Source organism: Phytobacter ursingii, assembly GCF_001022135.1.
Classification (GTDB): domain Bacteria; phylum Pseudomonadota; class Gammaproteobacteria; order Enterobacterales; family Enterobacteriaceae; genus Phytobacter; species Phytobacter ursingii.
Genome location: NZ_CP011602.1, coordinates 708,244 through 727,606 on the forward strand (window position 1 = coordinate 708,244; position 19,363 = coordinate 727,606).

The window sequence follows — 19,363 nt, forward strand, 5'->3', positions numbered from 1 at the left end:
GAAAATCCCCTCCGACGGAGGGGATTCTTTCAGATAACCAGCCAGATAAGGGCGAAGGCAATAAGCAACGCGACCAAAAACAGACCTGGCCGGGTTGAGAGGTTTTTGACGCTTTCGATGATCGGGGCGAAGAGCGGGCTGTAGATCGGCTGAATATTGCGTGCTTCCAGTACGCCCGATGTCCGTTCTGCGCGATGTAAAAAAACCTGATTGAGAATGTCCTGCACTTGCGCCGTTGTCAGCACCATTTGCGGGGTGGCCTGCCAGTTCTGCCGGGCATAATCGGTGATAGTTTGCCACTCCACCTCATCCAGCGGCTGCTTAAGCGCGGTTTGTACGCTTTGCAGTGTGGGTGACGTCTGGCTACTCAATGTCTGGCGCGCCTGCAGCCAGGTCATTAAGTGGGTGAAATGTTTTGCCGGAATGAGCTCACCGGTTTTCACGCCGGATAATTCCATCATCGACTGCCAAATCAATTTACCGGATTCGCCTGTCGCCGCGGCCAGTTTTGTCACCGCCTGGTTGAGCGAGTTGTGCTCAGCGGGCAACAGCGGGCGGTCTGTCGCCGGACGTTGCAAGGGCTGAGGTACCGAAATTTGGTTGTTCTGCAGTAGCGTAAGCACGGTTTTAAGCTGCTCCGGCGTAAGCTGGCTCAGTGCCGTCTGACCAAACTGTTGGCGAATAAAGTCGCTAACCGCCTGACGGTTGTTCCCCTGGCCGAGTAATTCAGTCAGCTGCGAGATAACCTGGCGGGTAGTGTGATTCTGCGTGGCGGTATCCAGACGCTGGTTGAGATTCTGCTCCGCTGCCGGGAAATGGCGTGACAGCAGCGGCGCATCGTTCTTTAACCCCAAATCATGTTTTACCCCGGCCCAGACTTCGGCGCTCTGCTGTTGCGTGAGCGCGACCAGGCGAATAATCAACCGCTCCAGCACGGTGCGCTGGATTGTCGATAACGGCTGCTCTCCGGCGGCCAAAGTTGGGGGCGTAGGCTCTTGCCCCGGAGGGCGCGCGGGCGTGCCCTGAATGGGTTGCATCATGGAAATCCTCTGGGTCTCGCACGTGGTGTAGCGGCATTGCAGGTATGCCTGGCTGCGAGATTATGGCACACTTAACAGCTTAACTCCCGTTCTCTAACCGGTACTGTAACGTGAAAATCCTTGTTGATGAAAATATGCCCTATGCCGGCGATTTGTTCCGTCGTCTGGGTGAGGTAAAAGCTGTGCCTGGTCGTCCTATTCCGGCAGCGGAACTGGCTGATGCGGACGCGCTGATGGTGCGTTCTGTGACGAAGGTGAATGAAGCGCTGCTCAGCGGTACGCCGATTAAATTCGTGGGTACGGCAACGGCGGGTACCGATCACGTTGACGAGCATTGGTTGCAACAGGCAGGGATCGGTTTCTCTGCCGCGCCGGGGTGTAATGCCATTGCGGTTGTGGAATATGTTTTCTCGTCCCTGATGCTGTTGGCAGAGCGTGACGGTTTCGATCTGCGCGATCGCACCGTCGGGATTGTTGGGGTAGGTAACGTGGGGAGTCGTTTGCAGGCGCGTCTTGAAGCGTGGGGCGTGAAAACATTACTGTGCGATCCACCGCGCGCCGACCGTGGAGATGACGGCGAGTTTCTGCCGCTCGACGCGCTGGTGCGCGACGCCGATGTGCTGACCTTTCACACGCCGCTGTTTAAAGACGGGCCGTATAAAAGCTGGCATCTGGCGGACGAAGAGGTAATTAGCCGTCTGAAACCTGGCGCTATTCTGATTAATGCCTGCCGTGGCCCGGTGGTCGATAACGCCGCCCTGTTACGCCGTCTGGAGGCTGGTCAGTCGCTCAGCGTTATTCTCGATGTCTGGGAACCCGAGCCGGATCTCGACGTGGCGCTGCTGGCAAAAGTGGATATTGGTACCGCGCATATCGCCGGGTATACGCTGGAAGGAAAAGCGCGCGGCACCACGCAGGTGTTCGAAGCGTTTAGCGATTTTATCGGCAAGCGCCAGCAGGTTGCGCTGGATACGCTGCTGCCTGCGCCGGAGTTCGGTCGCATTACCCTTCACGGTCCGCTCGATCAGTCGATCCTGAAAAGACTCATTCATTTGGTGTATGATGTGCGCCGCGACGATGCGCTGCTGCGAAAAGTGGCGGGCATCCCGGGTGAGTTCGACAAGCTGCGTAAAAATTATCTTGAGCGTCGGGAATGGTCATCGCTGTATGTGCAGTGTGATGACAACCAGGCGGCTACACTGCTGCAAAAGCTGGGTTTCAACGCTGTCCATCACCCAATTCGTTAATGTCATCTTAATGCTACCTGCCGGATAATCCGGCGGGTACGCTTTTTTCTGGAGTAAATCACCATGTCTGAAGGCTGGAATATTGCCGTACTGGGCGCGACGGGCGCTGTCGGAGAAGCCTTACTCGAAACGCTTGCGGAGCGTGAGTTCCCGGTGGGCGATTTGTATGCGCTGGCGCGTCATGAAAGCGCCGGTGAGACGCTGCGTTTTGGCGGAAAAACCGTACGCGTTCAGGACGTTGCTGAATTTGACTGGACGCAGGCGCAGCTGGCATTTTTTGTCGCCGGTGCCAAGGCATCTGCCGAGAATATTGAAGAAGCCACCAACGCTGGTTGCCTGGTGATTGATACCAGCGGTCTGTTCGCGCTGGAGCCGGATGTGCCGCTGGTTGTGCCGGAGGTGAACCCGTTTGTACTGGCGGATTACCGCAACCGAAATGTCATTGCCGTGCCGGATAGCCTGACCAGCCAGTTGCTGACCGCGCTGAAACCGCTGATCGACGAAGGCGGCCTGTCACGTATTGGCGTGACCAGCCTGCTCTCCGCGTCGGCGCAGGGTAAACAGGCGGTGGATGCCCTTGCCGGACAGAGCGCGAAATTGCTTAACGGCATACCTATTGATGAAGACGACTTCTTTGGCCGTCAGCTGGCATTCAACATGCTGCCGATTCTGCCGGACCGTGAAGGTGCCGTCCCGGAAGAGCGTCGTCTGGTCGATCAGGTACGTAAAATTCTGCAGGACGACGGGCTGATGATATCCGCAAACTGTGTCCGTGCGCCGGTATTTTATGGTCACGCGCAGATGGTCAGCTTCGAAGCGCTACGCCCGCTGGCGGCAGAAGAGGCCCGTGATGCGTTTGCCCGCGGCGAAGATATTGTGTTGTCCGAAGAGAATGATTTCCCAACCCAGGTTGGCGATGCTTCCGGTAGCGCGCATCTTTCCGTCAGCTGCGTACGTAACGATTATGGCCTGCCTGAACAGATTCAGTTCTGGTCGGTGGCAGATAACGTACGTTTTGGTGGGGCGCTGATGGCCGTGAAGATCGCTGAGAAACTGGTACAGGAGTACCTGTACTAATGTCAGACGTAGTGGAACAACCGCTGCTGAAAATTGCCCTCGGCATTGAGTACGACGGCAGTAAGTATTACGGCTGGCAGCGTCAGCAAGAAGTACGCAGCGTGCAGGAAAAGCTGGAAAAAGCGTTGTCGCAGGTCGCCAATGAGCCGGTGACGGTTTTTTGTGCCGGGCGTACCGACGCAGGGGTGCATGCCACAGGGCAGGTGGTCCATTTTGAGACCCGCGCGGTACGTAAAGACGCGGCCTGGACACTGGGCGTAAATGCGAATTTACCTGGAGACATCGCGGTACGTTGGGTGAAAGATGTGCCCGACGATTTCCACGCGCGATTTAGCGCGACGGCGCGTCGTTATCGCTATGTTATCTACAATCATCGTTTACGTCCGGCGGTACTGAACCAGGGGGTTACGCATTACCATCTGCCCCTTGATGCACAGCGTATGCAGCGTGCGGCGCAGTGCCTGCTGGGTGAAAATGATTTTACCTCGTTTCGCGCGGTACAGTGCCAGTCGCGCACGCCGTGGCGCAACATGATGCACATTAACGTTCAGCGTTACGGTGCGTATGTGGTGGTGGATATCAAAGCGAATGCCTTTGTACATCATATGGTAAGAAATATTGTCGGTAGCCTGATGGAAGTGGGTGCCAACAACCAGCCGGAGAGCTGGATAGCAGAGCTACTGGCGGCTAAGGACAGAACGCTGGCGGCAGCAACGGCGAGAGCTGAAGGGTTGTATCTGGTATCGGTGGATTATCCGGACCGTTTCAACTTACCCCACCCGCCAATGGGTCCGCTGTTTCTCGCGGACTAGTCGCAATCAACCAAGGCATAGACAATATGGACGTAATTCGCTTTCTTATTGATTTCATTCTGCACATTGATGTTCATCTGGCGGAACTGGTCGCGCAATACGGTATCTGGGTTTACGCGATTCTGTTTCTGATTTTGTTCTGCGAAACCGGTCTGGTGGTCACGCCGTTTTTACCGGGGGATTCGCTGCTGTTCGTCGCGGGCGCGCTGGCCTCACTGCCCACGAACGACATCAACGTTCACGTGATGGTGATGCTGATGCTTGTTGCGGCCATTCTCGGCGATGCGGTGAATTACACGATAGGGCGCCTGTTCGGCGATAAGCTCTTTAGCAACCCGAACTCGAAAGTGTTCCGTCGCAGCTATCTCGATAAAACCCATCAGTTTTATGAGAAACACGGCGGAAAAACCATTATTCTTGCCCGCTTTATCCCTATTGTGCGCACGTTCGCTCCCTTCGTTGCCGGGATGGGACATATGTCCTATCGCCATTTCGCGGCGTTCAACGTGATCGGGGCGCTGTTATGGGTGCTGCTGTTTACTTATGCTGGCTACTTTTTCGGCACGTTGCCGATGGTGCAGGAAAATCTTAAGTTACTGATTGTCGCGATTATCGTGGTGTCTATACTTCCTGGTGTGATTGAGATCATTCGCCACCGTCGAGCGGCAGCGCGACAGGCAAAATAAGATGTCTATGGCGGTTCGACCACTTTTTTATCCCAAGTTGCGAACTGTTATGTTTTAATGTGCCCCATTTATGGGCTACCAGGTTCATGTATAAAGGTTATCAATGAGCTGGATTGAACGAATCAAAAGCAATATTACCCCCACCCGCAAGGCGAGCATCCCTGAGGGTGTGTGGACGAAATGCGATAGCTGCGGCCAGGTACTGTATCGTGCCGAGCTGGAGCGTAACCTTGAGGTCTGCCCGAAGTGTGACCACCATATGCGCATGACTGCGCGTAACCGTCTGCATACATTGCTGGACGAAGGTTCAATGGTGGAACTGGGTAGCGAACTTGAGCCGAAAGACGTGCTCAAGTTCCGTGACTCCAAAAAATATAAAGACCGTCTGGCGACGGCACAGAAAGAGACCGGCGAAAAAGACGCGCTGGTGGTAATGAAAGGTACGCTGCATGGCATGCCAGTTGTCGCGGCAGCGTTCGAATTCGCCTTTATGGGCGGCTCCATGGGCTCTGTCGTGGGCGCGCGTTTTGTTCGTGCCGTTGAGCAGGCGCTGGAAGATAACTGCCCGCTGATCTGTTTCTCCGCCTCGGGTGGCGCACGTATGCAGGAAGCGCTGATGTCGCTGATGCAGATGGCGAAAACCTCCGCAGCGCTGGCGAAGATGCAAGAGCGCGGCCTGCCCTACATCTCCGTATTGACTGACCCAACCATGGGTGGCGTTTCCGCGAGCTTCGCGATGCTGGGCGATCTGAATATTGCCGAGCCGAAAGCGCTTATTGGTTTTGCCGGTCCGCGCGTGATTGAACAGACCGTGCGTGAAAAACTGCCGCCGGGATTCCAGCGCAGTGAATTCCTGATTGAAAAAGGGGCGATCGATATGATCGTTCGTCGTCCGGAAATGCGCCTGAAACTGGCGAGCATTCTGGCGAAGCTGACCAATCAGCCAGCACCGAACCCGGATGCGCCGCGTGAAAGCGTGGTGGTGCCCCCGGTGCCCGATCAGGAAGCCGAGGCCTGATAATACCGAAGGGCAGGGCCATCACGGCGCTGCCCTTTTGCTTTTTACATCGTCAAACATCCTACGGGCATCATGGAAAATAAACGCATTTTGCAAGCCACGTCGCCCCTGGCCGCGTGGCTTTCTTATCTGGAAAACCTGCACAGCAAAACCATTGACCTGGGACTTGAGCGCGTAAGCCAGGTTGCCGCGCGTCTTGATGTTCTGCGACCGGCACCGTTTGTCTTTACCGTTGCGGGAACCAATGGCAAAGGCACGACGTGCCGTACCCTTGAATCCATTCTTCTGGCGGCCGGTTATCGTGTGGGTGTCTACAGTTCGCCGCATCTTATCCGCTATACCGAGCGCGTTCGCGTACAGGGTGAGGAGCTGGCTGAGCTCGACCACACGCGTTCTTTTGCCGAAATTGAAGCCGTGCGCGGTGAAACCTCATTAACCTATTTTGAGTACGGTACGCTGTCGGCGCTGTGGTTGTTTAAACAGGCGAAGCTGGACGTCGTTATCCTCGAAGTGGGACTGGGCGGGCGTCTTGACGCCACCAATATGGTTGATGCGGATGTCGCCGTCGTGACCAGCATTGCGCTCGATCATACCGACTGGCTGGGGCCAGACAGAGAAAGTATCGGTCGCGAAAAAGCGGGCGTCTTCCGTGGCGGTAAACCGGCGGTGGTTGGCGAAAGCGATATGCCGTACACCATTGGCGAAGTTGCCGCGGAAAAAGGCGCTCTGCTGATGCGCCGTGGCGTGGACTGGCAGTATGAAGTAGAGCAGGGGCAGTGGCGTTTTCGCGACGGCCAGGGCGAGCTGACAGGTTTACCGCTGCCGCAGGTGCCGCAGCCCAATGCGGCGACCGCGCTTGCGGCACTGCGGGCAAGCGGGCTGACGGTGAGCGAGCAGGCTATCCGTGACGGTATCGCCTCTGCGATTTTGCCTGGTCGCTTCCAGATTGTGCGTCATAACCCGCGTCTTATTCTGGATGTGGCGCATAATCCTCATGCGGCGGCTTACCTTGCCGGGCGGCTGTCGGCAGAGCCCGGGCGCGGCCGCGTGCTGGCGGTCATCGGCATGCTGCACGATAAAGACATCGCCGGAACGCTCGCCTGTCTGGAGCCTGTGGTCGATAGCTGGTATTGTGCCCCTCTGGAGGGGCCACGCGGTGCGACGGCAGAGCAATTGATGGCGCACTTACCGCAAGGGAAAGCGTATCAACACGTTGCGCAGGCCTGGCAGGCAGCGATGGCGGAGGCCACAGCAGAAGATACCGTGCTGGTGTGTGGTTCATTCCATACGGTGGCACATGTCATGGAAGCGATGGAAGCGGGGAGAACCGGTGGCAAGTAAGTTTCAGAACCGTTTGATGGGAACCATTGTGCTGGTTGCGCTCGGGGTAATTATTCTTCCCGGGCTGCTGGACGGGCAAAAAAAGCATTATCAGGATGAGTTCGCCGCCATTCCTCTGGTACCCAAACCCGGGGATCGCGATGAACCCGATATGATGCCTGCGGTCACGCAGGCGCTCCCGGCTCAGCCGCCGGAAGGGGCGGCGGAAGAGGTGCAGGCTGGCGATGCGGCAGCGCCGTCGCTGGATGCCTCTCGTCGTGCTGTTAGTGGGGCGACGACGCCGGATGTCACGACGCAACCCGTCGCGCCGAAGCCGGCTGAACAGCCAAAACCGGTTGAGAAGCCGAAGCCACAGCCACAGAAACCCGCAGAGCAGGTAGCGGCAACCCCGCCTGCGGATCAGGCGCCCACTGCGGATAAATCGGCGCCAGTAGGGAAAGCCTGGGTAGTACAACTGGGTGCGCTTAAGAACGCCGATAAAGTTAATGAGATTGTCGGTAAACTGCGCGGCGCAGGTTATCGCGTTTATACCGCGCCAACCACGCCAGTACAGGGTAAAATCACCCGCATCCTGGTGGGTCCGGACGCATCGAAAGATAAACTCAAGGGTTCGCTTGAGGAGCTTAAACAGCTGTCAGGTTTGAGCGGCGTGGTAATGGGTTATAGCGCGAACTAATGTGCGTTTTGTAACCCCTGACGTTGTCCCTCTCCCCAACGGGAGGGGGTGACAAGCGGCACTGGAGCGATCTTCTCGCTCTTTCAGGGAGAGGCCTGGAGGGAAGGGAGATTGGGTTTTTGACACCAATAAAACACGCCCGAAGAGGCTAAAGATTCGATGGCGTTGAATATTTTTTCAGCGCCATTTTTATTTACGCGCGGGAAGGAAATCCCTACGCAAACGTTTTCTTTTTCTGTTAGAATGCGCCCCGAACTGGACGACAGGGCGTAAATCGTGGGACACATATGGTCTGGATTGATTACGCCATCATCGCGGTGATTGGTTTTTCCTGTCTGGTTAGCCTCATCCGCGGCTTTGTTCGTGAAGCGTTATCACTGGTGACATGGGGTTGTGCTTTCTTTGTTGCCAGTCATTACTACACTTACCTGTCAGTCTGGTTTACGGGCTTTGAAGACGAACTGGTGCGCAATGGGATTTCCATCGCCATCCTGTTCATCGCGACGCTGATTGTTGGCGCTATCGTCAATTACGTGATAGGTCAACTTGTGGAGAAAACCGGCCTGTCGGGTACAGACAGGGTGTTGGGGATCTGTTTTGGCGCGCTACGCGGGGTGCTAATCGTCGCCGCCATTCTGTTCTTTCTCGATACCTTTACGGGCCTGTCAAAAAGCGAAGACTGGCAGAAGTCGCAGCTTATCCCGCAATTCAGTTTCATCATCAGATGGTTCTTTGACTATCTGCAAAGTTCGTCAAGTTTCTTGCCCAGAGCGTAATCGCTCTGAGATGTGGCTTAACGAGGAAAAGACGTATGTGCGGTATTGTCGGTATCGCCGGTGTTATGCCGGTCAACCAGTCGATTTATGACGCGTTATCGGTGCTTCAGCACCGTGGTCAGGATGCCGCTGGCATCATTACGATCGATGCAAATAATTGTTTCCGTCTGCGCAAAGCAAATGGTCTGGTCAACGATGTTTTCGAAGCCCGCCATATGCAGCGTCTTCAGGGCAACATGGGTATTGGCCATGTGCGTTACCCAACCGCTGGCAGCTCCAGCGCCTCCGAGGCTCAGCCTTTTTACGTTAACTCCCCTTACGGCATCACGCTTGCCCATAACGGCAACCTGACCAATGCCCACGAGCTGCGTAAAAAGCTGTTTGAAGAAAAACGCCGCCACATCAACACCACGTCTGATTCAGAAATCCTGCTGAACATTTTCGCCAGCGAGCTGGATAACTTCCGCCATTACCCGCTGGAAGCAGATAACATTTTCGCCGCTGTCGCCGCGACCAACCGCCAGATTCGTGGTGCGTATGCCTGTGTTGCGATGATCATCGGCCACGGTATGGTTGCTTTCCGCGACCCGAACGGTATTCGTCCGCTGGTGCTGGGCAAACGCGATATTGGCGATGGCCGCACCGAGTTCATGGTAGCGTCCGAAAGCGTGGCTCTCGATACGCTGGGCTTTGAATTCCTGCGTGATATCGCGCCGGGCGAAGCTGTCTACATCACCGAAAAAGGCCAGCTGTTTACCCGCCAGTGCGCGGATAATCCGGTCAGCAACCCGTGCCTGTTCGAATACGTCTATTTTGCGCGTCCGGACTCCTTCATCGACAAAATCTCCGTCTACAGCGCGCGTGTCAATATGGGCACGAAGCTTGGCGAGAAGATTGCGCGTGAATGGGAAGATCTGGATATCGACGTGGTCATTCCCATCCCGGAAACCTCCTGCGATATCGCGCTGGAAATCGCCCGTATTCTGGGTAAGCCGTACCGTCAGGGTTTTGTGAAAAACCGCTACGTTGGCCGCACCTTTATCATGCCGGGTCAGCAACTGCGTCGTAAATCTGTCCGCCGTAAGCTGAACGCGAACCGCGCTGAATTCCGCGACAAAAACGTCCTGCTGGTGGATGATTCCATTGTGCGTGGTACCACCTCTGAGCAGATTATTGAGATGGCGCGTGAAGCCGGAGCGAAGAAAGTGTACCTCGCCTCTGCGGCGCCGGAAATTCGTTTCCCGAACGTGTACGGCATCGATATGCCGACCGCAAACGAACTGATTGCGCATGGTCGTGAAGTGGATGAGATTCGCCAGATCATCGGCGCTGATGGCCTGATTTTCCAGGATCTGAGTGATCTGATCGACGCCGTACGCGCGGAAAATCCGGATATCCAGCAGTTCGAATGCTCGGTATTTAACGGGGTGTACGTCACCAAAGACGTTAACCAGCAGTACCTCGATTATCTCGATTCCCTGCGTAATGATGATGCCAAAGCGGTACAGCGTCAGAACGAAGTGGAAAACTTAGAGATGCACAACGAAGGGTAATCGACCCGTTTCGCCCTCTCCGTCCGGAGGGGGCGCTCATCAGTTGCAACTGCTGGCATAATGCGGCAAAGTCTGCCTCAGTGTAGATAAAGGCGACGGATATGAAACGACTCATTGTGGGGATCTCAGGGGCCAGCGGTGCGATTTACGGCGTGCGCTTGTTGCAGATATTACGCGACGTGGCAGACATTGAAACCCATCTGGTGATGAGCCCGGCTGCGCGTCAGACCCTCTCCCTCGAAACCGATTTTTCCCTGCGTGATGTTCAGGCTCTGGCGGATGTCGTGCACGATGCCCGCGATATCGCCGCCAACATCTCTTCCGGCTCTTTTAAGACTGCGGGCATGGTGGTGTTGCCCTGCTCGATAAAAACGCTCTCTGGCATTGTCCACAGCTATACCGACGGCCTGCTGACGCGTGCGGCGGATGTGGTGTTAAAAGAGCGTCGCCCGCTGGTGCTGTGCGTGCGTGAAACGCCGCTGCATTTAGGCCATCTGCGTTTAATGACGCAAGCGGCGGAACTGGGCGCCGTTATCATGCCGCCGGTACCTGCGTTTTATCATGCGCCGAAATCGCTGGATGACATCATTAACCAGACCGTGAATCGCGTCCTGGATCAGTTTGATATTACTCTGCCGGAAGATTTATTCATCCGCTGGCAGGGAGGAAATGCCTCCAGATAGTGCTCATTATTGCCCGATGCCCTTTTTTAGGGCGTTTTTGCAATCGTGATCATATCCTCAACATTTAATTCCTTTTTTCCCCTGTTAACACTCCGGTTCGTTCGGCAGACCTGCTATCTTTCACCATTAAGGGTAATTTGCAACTTTTTATTAACAAATTTAACGCTGTTGTTTTTCAGCGCTAAAAATCTGGCATAAGACGTGCAAGTAAACTCGCAGCAACACACAACACAACGCAGCACAAAATAAAATCAGAATACTTGAGGGTAATGTATGAAGAAGACGGTTATTGCTCTGTCTTTACTGCTGGGCCTGTCCGCGGCATCCAGTGTTTACGCAGCGCTTCCCCAGACTGTACGCATCGGTACGGATGCGACATACGCACCTTTCTCTTCCAAAGATGCGAAAGGGAATTTTGTCGGTTTTGACATCGATCTCGGTAATGAGATGTGTACCCGCATCAAGGTCAAATGTACCTGGGTTGGCAGCGATTTTGACGCGCTTATACCGTCCCTGAAAGCGAAGAAAATTGACGCGATTATCTCCTCTCTCTCGATTACCGAAAAACGTCAGCAGGAGATTGCCTTCTCCGACAAACTCTACGCCGCTGATTCCCGTCTGATTGCCAAAAAAGGCTCGCCGATCGTGCCGACGCTGGACTCCCTGAAAGGCAAACACGTAGGGGTATTGCAGGGGTCTACGCAAGAAGGTTATGCGAACGACAACTGGCGCACTAAAGGTATCGACGTGGTGGCCTACCAGAACCAGGATCTGATTTACTCTGATCTCGCCGCAGGCCGTCTGGACGCTGCATTCCAGGACGAAGTGGCTGCCAGCGAAGGCTTCCTGAAACAGCCTGCCGGTAAAGATTTTGCCTTCGCCGGTCCGTCCGTTAAAGATAAAAAATATTTTGGCGACGGTACCGGTATCGGTCTGCGTAAAGACGATACCGAGCTGAAAGCGGCCTTCGACAAAGCCTTCGCTGAAATACGTAAAGACGGCACCTACGATAAGCTCGCGAAGAAATATTTCGACTTTAACGTCTACGGCGAGTAAAGCAGCCTGTTTTTTGGGATAAATGATGCGCCATTTTGGCTTGCCAGGATGGTGCATAAATACGCGTGATGTTTCAAAGTGGTGCGGCTGATGCACCGAAATGGCGCAATGATGCATAGTTAAGCAAAAACCATGCAAAAAAGCCGCCGGGCGGGCAGAATGCTTTGCCTTGCCGTGCCATATGATGGCACGATAGCGACACCGTATTCTTCTAATAAATCCCTTAGGAAAGACAGTCTGTTGAGGATAATTATGAAAAAACTGGTGTTATCACTTTCTCTGGTGCTCGCTATCTCCAGCGTTTCAGGCGCATTCGCAGCAATCCCGCAAAAACTCCGCATCGGCACTGACCCAACTTATGCTCCTTTCGAATCGAAAAATTCGCAGGGTGAATTGGTTGGTTTTGATATCGATCTGGCGAAAGAGCTGTGCACGCGTATCAAAACCCAGTGTGTCTTTATTGAAAACCCACTGGACGCGCTGATTCCTTCGCTTAAAGCGAAAAAAATCGACGCCATCATGTCATCACTCTCAATTACTGAAAAACGCCAACAGGAAATTTCGTTCACCGACAAACTGTATGCTGCGGATTCTCGTCTGGTCGTGGCGAAAGACTCCGACATCGTTCCGGATCTCGCGAAGCTGAAAGGCAAACGCATTGGCGTATTGCAGGGCACCACGCAGGAAACATACGGTAATGTTCACTGGGCCCCGCAGGGTATTGAAATCGTCTCCTACCAGGGGCAGGACAATATCTATTCTGATCTGACCGCAGGCCGTATTGACGCTGCGTTTCAGGATGAAGTGGCCGCCAGCGAAGGTTTCCTGAAAACGGCGATGGGTAAAGACTACAAATTTGGCGGTCCGTCCATTAAAGACGAGAAGCTGTTTGGCGTCGGCACCGGCATGGGTATTCGTAAAGACGATAACGAACTGCGTGAAGCGCTGAATAAAGCGTTCGCGGAAATGCGTGCAGACGGAACTTACGAAAAACTGGCGAAAAAGTATTTTGATTTTGATGTTTATGGTGGTTAATTCCACGCGTGTTTAACGTGCGACCCCTTCCGCCCGGAAGGGGAAGAGACGCGGCAGACACGAATACGACAGGACAGGCTGCATGCTGTATGGTTTTTCTCAAGTTATCTTTCATGGTGCCCTTGTCACGCTGGAGCTGGCTATCAGTTCCGTGGTGCTGGCGGTACTGATTGGCCTGGCCGGTGCGGGCGCAAAGCTCTCTAAAAACCGTCCGTTAGCGCTGGTGTTTGAAGGCTACACCACATTGATTCGCGGCGTGCCCGATCTGGTGCTGATGCTGCTGATTTTTTACGGATTGCAAATAGCCCTCAACACGCTGACCGATGCGATGGGTATGGAGCAACTCGATATTGATCCTATGGTGGCGGGTATTATCACCCTGGGGTTTATTTATGGTGCCTATTTCACCGAAACCTTCCGCGGCGCTTATATGGCGGTGCCGAAAGGGCATATCGAGGCTGCCACCGCGTTTGGTTTCACCAACTCACAGACCTTCCGCCGTATTTTGTTTCCGGCCATGATGCGTTTTGCCTTGCCGGGGATTGGCAACAACTGGCAGGTTATTCTCAAAGCGACGGCGTTAGTGTCGTTATTGGGGCTGGAAGATGTGGTGAAAGCCACGCAGCTCGCCGGGAAAAGTACCTGGGAGCCGTTCTACTTTGCCGTCGTGTGCGGCTTGATTTATCTGGTATTTACCACCGTTTCTAATGGCGTACTGCTTCTTCTCGAACGTCGCTACTCAGTAGGTGTGAAGAGGGCTGACCTGTGATCGAGATTATTCAGGAGTACTGGAAATCGCTGTTGTGGACCGATGGTTACCGCTTCACCGGGGTGGCTATTACCCTGTGGCTGTTGATTTCCTCGGTAGTGATGGGCGGAATAATGGCGGTGTTTATGGCCATTGGTCGCGTTTCCAGCAACAAATATATTCAATTTCCCATCTGGCTGTTCACCTACATTTTTCGCGGTACGCCACTGTATGTGCAGTTGCTGGTGTTTTACTCAGGTATGTACACGCTGGAAATTGTGAAGGGAACGGAGCTGCTGAATGCGTTTTTCCGCAGTGGTCTTAATTGTACGGTGCTGGCGTTAACCCTGAATACCTGTGCTTACACTACGGAGATTTTCGCCGGCGCGATCCGTTCGGTACCGGCCGGGGAAATTGAAGCCGCCCGCGCCTATGGTTTCTCGTCGGTGAAAATGTACCGCTGTATTATTCTGCCCTCGGCGCTGCGCATTGCGCTGCCGGCCTACAGCAACGAAGTGATCTTGATGCTCCACTCGACCGCGCTGGCTTTTACCGCGACGGTGCCGGATCTGCTCAAAATCGCCCGTGATATTAACTCCGCGACTTACCAGCCGTTCACCGCGTTTGGTATTGCGGCAGTACTGTATTTGATCATCTCTTATGCGCTGATTAGCCTGTTCCGCAAGGCGGAAAAACGTTGGCTGCAGCATATAAAACCTTCTTCGACGCACTGAGAACATCATGTCTGACAATAAATTAAACGTTATCGATTTGCATAAACGCTACGGCGAACATGAGGTGCTGAAAGGGGTGTCGCTGCAGGCTAATGCCGGGGATGTGATCAGCATTATTGGCTCGTCAGGCTCCGGTAAAAGTACCTTTCTGCGCTGCATAAACTTCCTTGAGAAGCCAAGCGAAGGGACGATCATCGTCAATGGCGAAAACATCAATCTGGTGCGCGATAAAGACGGCCAGTTACGCGTAGCCGATAAGCAGCAACTGCGTTTGTTGCGTACCCGCCTGACGATGGTATTTCAGCATTTCAACCTGTGGAGCCACATGACGGTGCTGGAAAACGTCATGGAAGCGCCAATTCAGGTGCTGGGTCTGAGCAAACAAGAGGCCCGCGAGCGTGCGGTGAAATACCTGGCGAAAGTGGGTATTGATGGTATTCAGCAGGCGAAATACCCGGTGCATCTCTCTGGCGGTCAGCAGCAGCGCGTCTCTATTGCACGTGCGCTGGCTATGGAACCGGAAGTGTTGCTGTTTGACGAACCCACTTCCGCGCTGGATCCGGAGCTGGTGGGTGAAGTGCTGCGTATCATGCAACAACTGGCGGAAGAGGGGAAAACCATGGTGGTGGTGACACATGAAATGGGCTTTGCCCGCCATGTCTCTACCCATGTGATTTTCCTGCATCAGGGCAAAATTGAAGAAGAGGGCGCGCCGGATGAGCTGTTCGGCAACCCGAAAAGCCCACGTCTGCAGCAGTTCCTCAAAGGTTCGCTCAAGTAATCTTCGGGCTACCGGCGCTCGCCGGTAGCCGCTTATTCCGCCAGCAGTTTCAGCGCGGTATCTTCGTCGGTCACCAGCCCATTGACCCAGCCACCGACCAGGGCTGCGCGAATGGCGGCATGCTTACGTTCCCCTCCGGCAAACCCGACCACTTTTCGTTGCGTGTGGCTGGTGAGCGGCACACTGGTCAGCATCGCATCCAGCTCAGAATCGAGGCGTACGCCCTGATGGTTAAAGAAATGGCCAAGCATTTCACCCGCGACATGCTGCATCTCCAGATCCCTGACCTGGGCGTCGGTAATAAACCCCTCGGTGTTGAGCGGACAACCTAATTTGACCTCGCCGATGCCAAGGAAGGTGACATCCGCATTAAGCGCTCTGGCGGCAACACGCTGATAAATCTGGTGCTGGCACCAGCTGTTTTTATCTTCCGGGCTGTCGGCATAGAGCGGAGCCGGAATGAAAAAATACTTACCCTGCATTTTTTCCGCCATTTTCAGCGGTACATCGTAACGGGTACCGGAGTCATCCCGGGCGATGGCGCCGATCATGGACACGCACTGATGCTGCGGTCGCTCCAGCGACGGCAGGGCGTCGATCACGGCGCGCAGCGTTTTACCGGAGCCGACGCCAAAGACCTGCGGTTTCTCTTCGCAGATAAATTGCGCCATCACTTGCGCCCCTTCCACGGCCAGCATCTGCTGAATGGCCTCGTCCTCCAGCCCGGCAGAGGGCACCACGCGGCACAGGTTGAGGGCATGTTTTTCTTGCAGGTCGTGCGCAAGTTTCAGACAGCGGGTCACCGGATGGCTGATATTGACGGTGACCATCCCGGTTTCGCGGGCGGCGGAGATGAGCCGTTGCGCTACCTGGCGCGACAGACCCAGCGCCGAGGCAATATCCTGCTGTGTTAATCCCGCCACGTAATACATCCATGCTGCACGGGCGGCGAGTTCCTGTTTTTTCTCTTCTTTGTTCATCACACATTCCCCTGATTTCCTGCCGCCATTGTACGCGCAATGGTCGCATTCACAAAAATGGGCAAATGTCAGTTTAAAGGGCAAAAGTTGTTTTCGTGAGTTTCATCGCAGAAAACCTTCGCCTCTCACTACTAACATACATACAACAAACGGGCATAAGCCCGTAAAACTGTCAAATGCTCAAATTGAGGTGATGATTATGTCCGAGAAAAAAGCGGTGTGGATGCATATTGGTGCCGGGTCGTTTCATCGTGCTCATCAGGCGTGGTATCTGCACAAACTGATGGAGCAGGGGGATGACCGCTGGAGTATCGCGCTGGGAAATATTCGCGATGACGCCAGTGTGCTGCTGGGCCATCTCGCCGCGCAAAACGGTGAATATGTGCTGGAAACCGTGTCGCCGGAGGGTGAGCGGCAGTACGAAACCATCACCTCAATTCGTAAAGTATTGCCCTGGGATAGCGAAATTAGCGCGCTGGTGAAGCAGGGGGCCGATGCTGAAACGCGCGTCATCGCCTTTACGGTTACGGAAAGCGGTTACTACCTGACACATGATCATGAGCTGGATCAGCAACAGGCTGATATTCAGGCCGACCTGAACGGCGGAATTCGCACCCTTTACGGCGCGCTGACCCGCATCCTGAAGCAGCGTATTGCACAGCATGGCGACCCCGTTACCTTGCTGAACTGCGATAACTTGCGGCATAACGGCGAGCGCTTCCGCCACGGTTTTCTCTCTTTCTTGCAGGCGAAGGGCGAAAGCAATCTGTATCAGTGGGTGGAAAAAAATACCACGTCACCCAATACCATGGTCGACCGCATTACCCCGCGCCCGACGCCGGATGTGGCCGAGCGCGTACTGGCGGCAACCGGCATTAAAGATGCGGTGCCGGTGATGGGGGAATCCTTTATTCAGTGGGTGATTGAAGATGATTTTATCAATGGCCGCCCGGCGCTCGAACAGGTGGGAGTGGAACTGGTGGAATCCGTATTGCCCTGGGAAGAGGCGAAAATCCGCATTCTTAACGCTACCCATAGCTGCATTGCGTGGGCAGGGACGCTCATTGGTCTGAGCTTTATTGATGAGAGCACCCGCCAGAGCGCTATTCGCCAGATGGCCTGGGAATATGTCTCGCGTGATGTCATTCCCTCGCTGACGCCAAGCCCGCTGGATCTGGCGACGTATCGCGATGTGGTGCTGGCGCGCTTTAGCAACCCGTATATCAAAGACACTAACCAGCGCGTCGCCGCCGATGGTCTGTCCAAAATTCCGGGGATGGTTACCCCGACGCTTGTCGAATGCTACAAACGCGGCGAAACCCCGTCAGCGACCGCCGTGCTGCCTGCGCTGTTCTTCCTGTTCCTGAAACGCTGGGCTGACGGTTCACTGCCCTATACCTATCAGGATGGCGTGATGCAACCCGATGCCGTACATGCCGTTTTCAATGCCCCCGATCCGCTGGCGGTGTGGGCGGCAGACGACGCGCTGTTTGCCGGCCTGGCGAAATCCGCCGATTTCTTAACCCTGCTGCGTCGTACCGTCGCGGAGCTTGAGCTGTGGATAAAACAACCTGAATTGCAACTGGCGGCAGTGTAAGGGGGCGCTATGTATCTGGGCATTGATATTGGTACCTCAGAATTAAAAGCGCTGTTGATTGACGGCGACGGTGAGATTGTCGCCTCGGCGCATGCGGCGCTGACCGTGCAACGTCCGCATCCGCACTGGGCGGAGCAGGACCCACAAGCCTGGTGGCAGGCCTGTGGTCGCGTGGTTACCGAACTGCGTCAGCAGCATCCGCAACAGTGGGCGGCCATTCGCGCCATCGGTCTGTCGGGTCAGATGCACGGTGCGGTATTGCTTGATAATGACGGTAACGTGTTGCGTCCCTGCATTCTGTGGAATGACACCCGCAGCGCCGACGAGTGCGCATGGCTGAGTGAGCATCACCCGGAAATGATGGCTATCAGCGGCAACATGATCATGCCGGGATTTACCGCACCGAAGCTGGTGTGGGTGGCCCGTCATGAGCCGGACGTGTTCAGCCAGGTGGCAAAAGTACTGCTACCAAAAGATTACCTGCGCTGGCGTTTAACCGGTGGGTTTGTCAGCGATCCCTCCGATGCGGCAGGCACCCTGTGGCTGGATGTGGCAAAACGCGACTGGTCAGATGAACTGCTTGCCATGACTGACCTCAATCGCAGCCAGATGCCATCACTGGTGGAAGGCAGCGAATCCAGCGGAACGCTGCGTGCCGCGCTGGCAACCGAGTGGGGCTTAAGCTCCTCAGTGGTGGTTGCCGGGGGCGGGGGGGATAACGCCACGTCTGCCGTGGGCGTCGGAGCGGTGGCGCCGGGCGACGCGTTTATCTCTCTCGGGACGTCCGGGGTGATTTTCGTGGTCAACGATGCGCTGCAGGCGGACCCGGACTCTGGCGTACATGCCTTCTGCCATGCGCTCCCCGGGCGCTGGCACCAGATGAGTGTGATGCTGAGCGCCGCCAGTTGTTTGCGCTGGATCTGTAATCTGCTTTCGGTCACCGAAAGCCAGTTGATGGACGAAATTGCCCAACTGACGGATGAGGAACTGAAACGCGCGCCCGTGTTCCTGCCTTATCTGTCGGGGGAGCGCACGCCGCATAACGATCCGCTGGCAGCGGGAAGCTTCTTCAATCTGCGCCATGAAACCAGCCGTGCGCTGTTGGGGTATGCGGTGATTGAAGGGGTGACCTTTGGGCTGGCCGATGGGCTAAACGTGTTGGGTAACGCCTTGATTTCTCGGTGCAGCCTGACGGGCGGTGGCGCGAGGAGCCCGCTGTGGGCGCAACTGATTGCCGATGTGCTGAACATTCCGATGGTTACGCACCCGGCAAGTTCTTCCGGGGCGCTGGGGGCTGCGCGTCTGGCCTGGCTGGCGGATGGCGGCGACGAGGCGAAGGTCTGCCTCAAGCCCCCGGTGGTCGCCCGGTTTACGCCACAGCCTGAACGCGGCGAATGGCTGGTTAAGCGGCTGGCGCTGTTCCGTCTGCTCTATCAGCAGCAGCAGGCCGCCCGCACGCTACTGCCTTAAATTTCCTGTACTGCCTTAAATTTCCTGCCCCGGCCTCTGTACCCTCGCCGGGG

Annotated in this window: 19 protein-coding genes; 17 read left to right on the top strand and 2 right to left on the bottom strand. The window is 55.3% G+C overall.

Going from position 1 to position 19,363, the window contains the following annotated elements; translation table 11 throughout:
• Window positions 1-29: 29 nt before the first annotated feature.
• Window positions 30-1,037 (bottom strand): flagella biosynthesis regulator Flk, encoded by a 1,008-nt coding sequence (gene flk / locus AB182_RS06745; RefSeq protein WP_047369421.1) that lies wholly within the window; start codon window positions 1,035-1,037, stop codon window positions 30-32.
• Between the two features lie 113 nt (window positions 1,038-1,150).
• Here flk and pdxB point away from each other — a divergent pair, with 113 nt between their 5' ends.
• The 15 genes from pdxB (at window position 1,151) to hisP (ending at window position 15,263) form a co-directional block, all read left to right on the top strand.
• The gene (gene pdxB / locus AB182_RS06750; RefSeq protein WP_047369422.1) at window positions 1,151-2,287 is read left to right on the top strand and encodes a 4-phosphoerythronate dehydrogenase PdxB; all 1,137 of its coding nucleotides are present in this window, start codon (window positions 1,151-1,153) and stop codon (window positions 2,285-2,287) included.
• A gap of 63 nt (window positions 2,288-2,350) precedes the next feature.
• Window positions 2,351-3,364: an aspartate-semialdehyde dehydrogenase gene (locus AB182_RS06755; protein ID WP_047369423.1), complete on the top strand. Its 1,014-nt coding sequence runs from the start codon at window positions 2,351-2,353 to the stop codon at window positions 3,362-3,364.
• Window positions 3,364-4,176, top strand: a complete 813-nt coding sequence (gene truA / locus AB182_RS06760; RefSeq protein WP_047369424.1) for a tRNA pseudouridine(38-40) synthase TruA — start codon at window positions 3,364-3,366, stop codon at window positions 4,174-4,176. The genes AB182_RS06755 and truA overlap by 1 nt, the downstream gene beginning before the upstream one ends.
• A 26-nt stretch (window positions 4,177-4,202) precedes the next feature.
• A complete protein-coding gene (locus AB182_RS06765) occupies window positions 4,203-4,862 on the top strand; it encodes a DedA family protein (RefSeq protein ID WP_039079847.1) in 660 nt (219 codons plus the stop codon).
• Window positions 4,863-4,965: 103 nt separating this feature from the next.
• Window positions 4,966-5,880, top strand: a complete 915-nt coding sequence (gene accD / locus AB182_RS06770; protein ID WP_047369425.1) for an acetyl-CoA carboxylase, carboxyltransferase subunit beta — start codon at window positions 4,966-4,968, stop codon at window positions 5,878-5,880.
• Between the two features lie 72 nt (window positions 5,881-5,952).
• Window positions 5,953-7,221, top strand: coding sequence for a bifunctional tetrahydrofolate synthase/dihydrofolate synthase (folC, locus tag AB182_RS06775; RefSeq protein ID WP_047369426.1), 1,269 nt, complete (start codon window positions 5,953-5,955; stop codon window positions 7,219-7,221).
• Window positions 7,211-7,897, top strand: coding sequence for a cell division protein DedD (gene dedD, locus AB182_RS06780; RefSeq protein WP_047369427.1), 687 nt, complete (start codon window positions 7,211-7,213; stop codon window positions 7,895-7,897). Before folC ends, dedD begins: the two co-directional genes overlap by 11 nt.
• A gap of 287 nt (window positions 7,898-8,184) precedes the next feature.
• Window positions 8,185-8,673, top strand: a complete 489-nt coding sequence (gene cvpA, locus AB182_RS06785) for a colicin V production protein (protein WP_039079851.1) — start codon at window positions 8,185-8,187, stop codon at window positions 8,671-8,673.
• 35 nt (window positions 8,674-8,708) lie between these two features.
• Window positions 8,709-10,226 carry an amidophosphoribosyltransferase gene (purF, locus tag AB182_RS06790; protein WP_047369428.1) on the top strand — a complete coding sequence of 506 codons (1,518 nt, stop codon included), beginning with the start codon at window positions 8,709-8,711 and terminating at the stop codon, window positions 10,224-10,226.
• A 101-nt stretch (window positions 10,227-10,327) separates the two neighbouring features.
• Window positions 10,328-10,909, top strand: coding sequence for a UbiX family flavin prenyltransferase (locus tag AB182_RS06795; protein WP_047369429.1), 582 nt, complete (start codon window positions 10,328-10,330; stop codon window positions 10,907-10,909).
• Between the two features lie 273 nt (window positions 10,910-11,182).
• Window positions 11,183-11,965, top strand: a complete 783-nt coding sequence (gene argT / locus AB182_RS06800) for a lysine/arginine/ornithine ABC transporter substrate-binding protein ArgT (RefSeq protein WP_039079854.1) — start codon at window positions 11,183-11,185, stop codon at window positions 11,963-11,965.
• A 252-nt stretch (window positions 11,966-12,217) separates the two neighbouring features.
• On the top strand, window positions 12,218-13,000 hold the full coding sequence (gene hisJ, locus AB182_RS06805; protein ID WP_047369430.1) for a histidine ABC transporter substrate-binding protein HisJ: 783 nt from the start codon (window positions 12,218-12,220) through the stop codon (window positions 12,998-13,000).
• 82 nt (window positions 13,001-13,082) lie between these two features.
• Complete coding sequence (locus AB182_RS06810; RefSeq protein WP_039079856.1) at window positions 13,083-13,769, top strand: histidine ABC transporter permease HisQ; 687 nt, start codon at window positions 13,083-13,085, stop codon at window positions 13,767-13,769.
• Window positions 13,766-14,482, top strand: coding sequence for an ABC transporter permease (locus AB182_RS06815; protein WP_047369431.1), 717 nt, complete (start codon window positions 13,766-13,768; stop codon window positions 14,480-14,482). Before AB182_RS06810 ends, AB182_RS06815 begins: the two co-directional genes overlap by 4 nt.
• A 7-nt stretch (window positions 14,483-14,489) precedes the next feature.
• Window positions 14,490-15,263 (top strand): histidine ABC transporter ATP-binding protein HisP, encoded by a 774-nt coding sequence (gene hisP / locus AB182_RS06820; protein WP_047369432.1) that lies wholly within the window; start codon window positions 14,490-14,492, stop codon window positions 15,261-15,263.
• A 32-nt stretch (window positions 15,264-15,295) separates the two neighbouring features.
• Here hisP and AB182_RS06825 read toward each other — a convergent pair whose 3' ends face one another.
• Complete coding sequence (locus AB182_RS06825; RefSeq protein ID WP_047369433.1) at window positions 15,296-16,243, bottom strand: sugar-binding transcriptional regulator; 948 nt, start codon at window positions 16,241-16,243, stop codon at window positions 15,296-15,298.
• 199 nt (window positions 16,244-16,442) lie between these two features.
• Here AB182_RS06825 and dalD point away from each other — a divergent pair, with 199 nt between their 5' ends.
• Both dalD and xylB read left to right on the top strand, forming a co-directional pair.
• Complete coding sequence (gene dalD, locus AB182_RS06830) at window positions 16,443-17,840, top strand: D-arabinitol 4-dehydrogenase (RefSeq protein ID WP_047369434.1); 1,398 nt, start codon at window positions 16,443-16,445, stop codon at window positions 17,838-17,840.
• A gap of 9 nt (window positions 17,841-17,849) precedes the next feature.
• Window positions 17,850-19,310, top strand: a complete 1,461-nt coding sequence (gene xylB / locus AB182_RS06835) for a xylulokinase (protein ID WP_047369435.1) — start codon at window positions 17,850-17,852, stop codon at window positions 19,308-19,310.
• Window positions 19,311-19,363 lie beyond the last annotated feature (53 nt).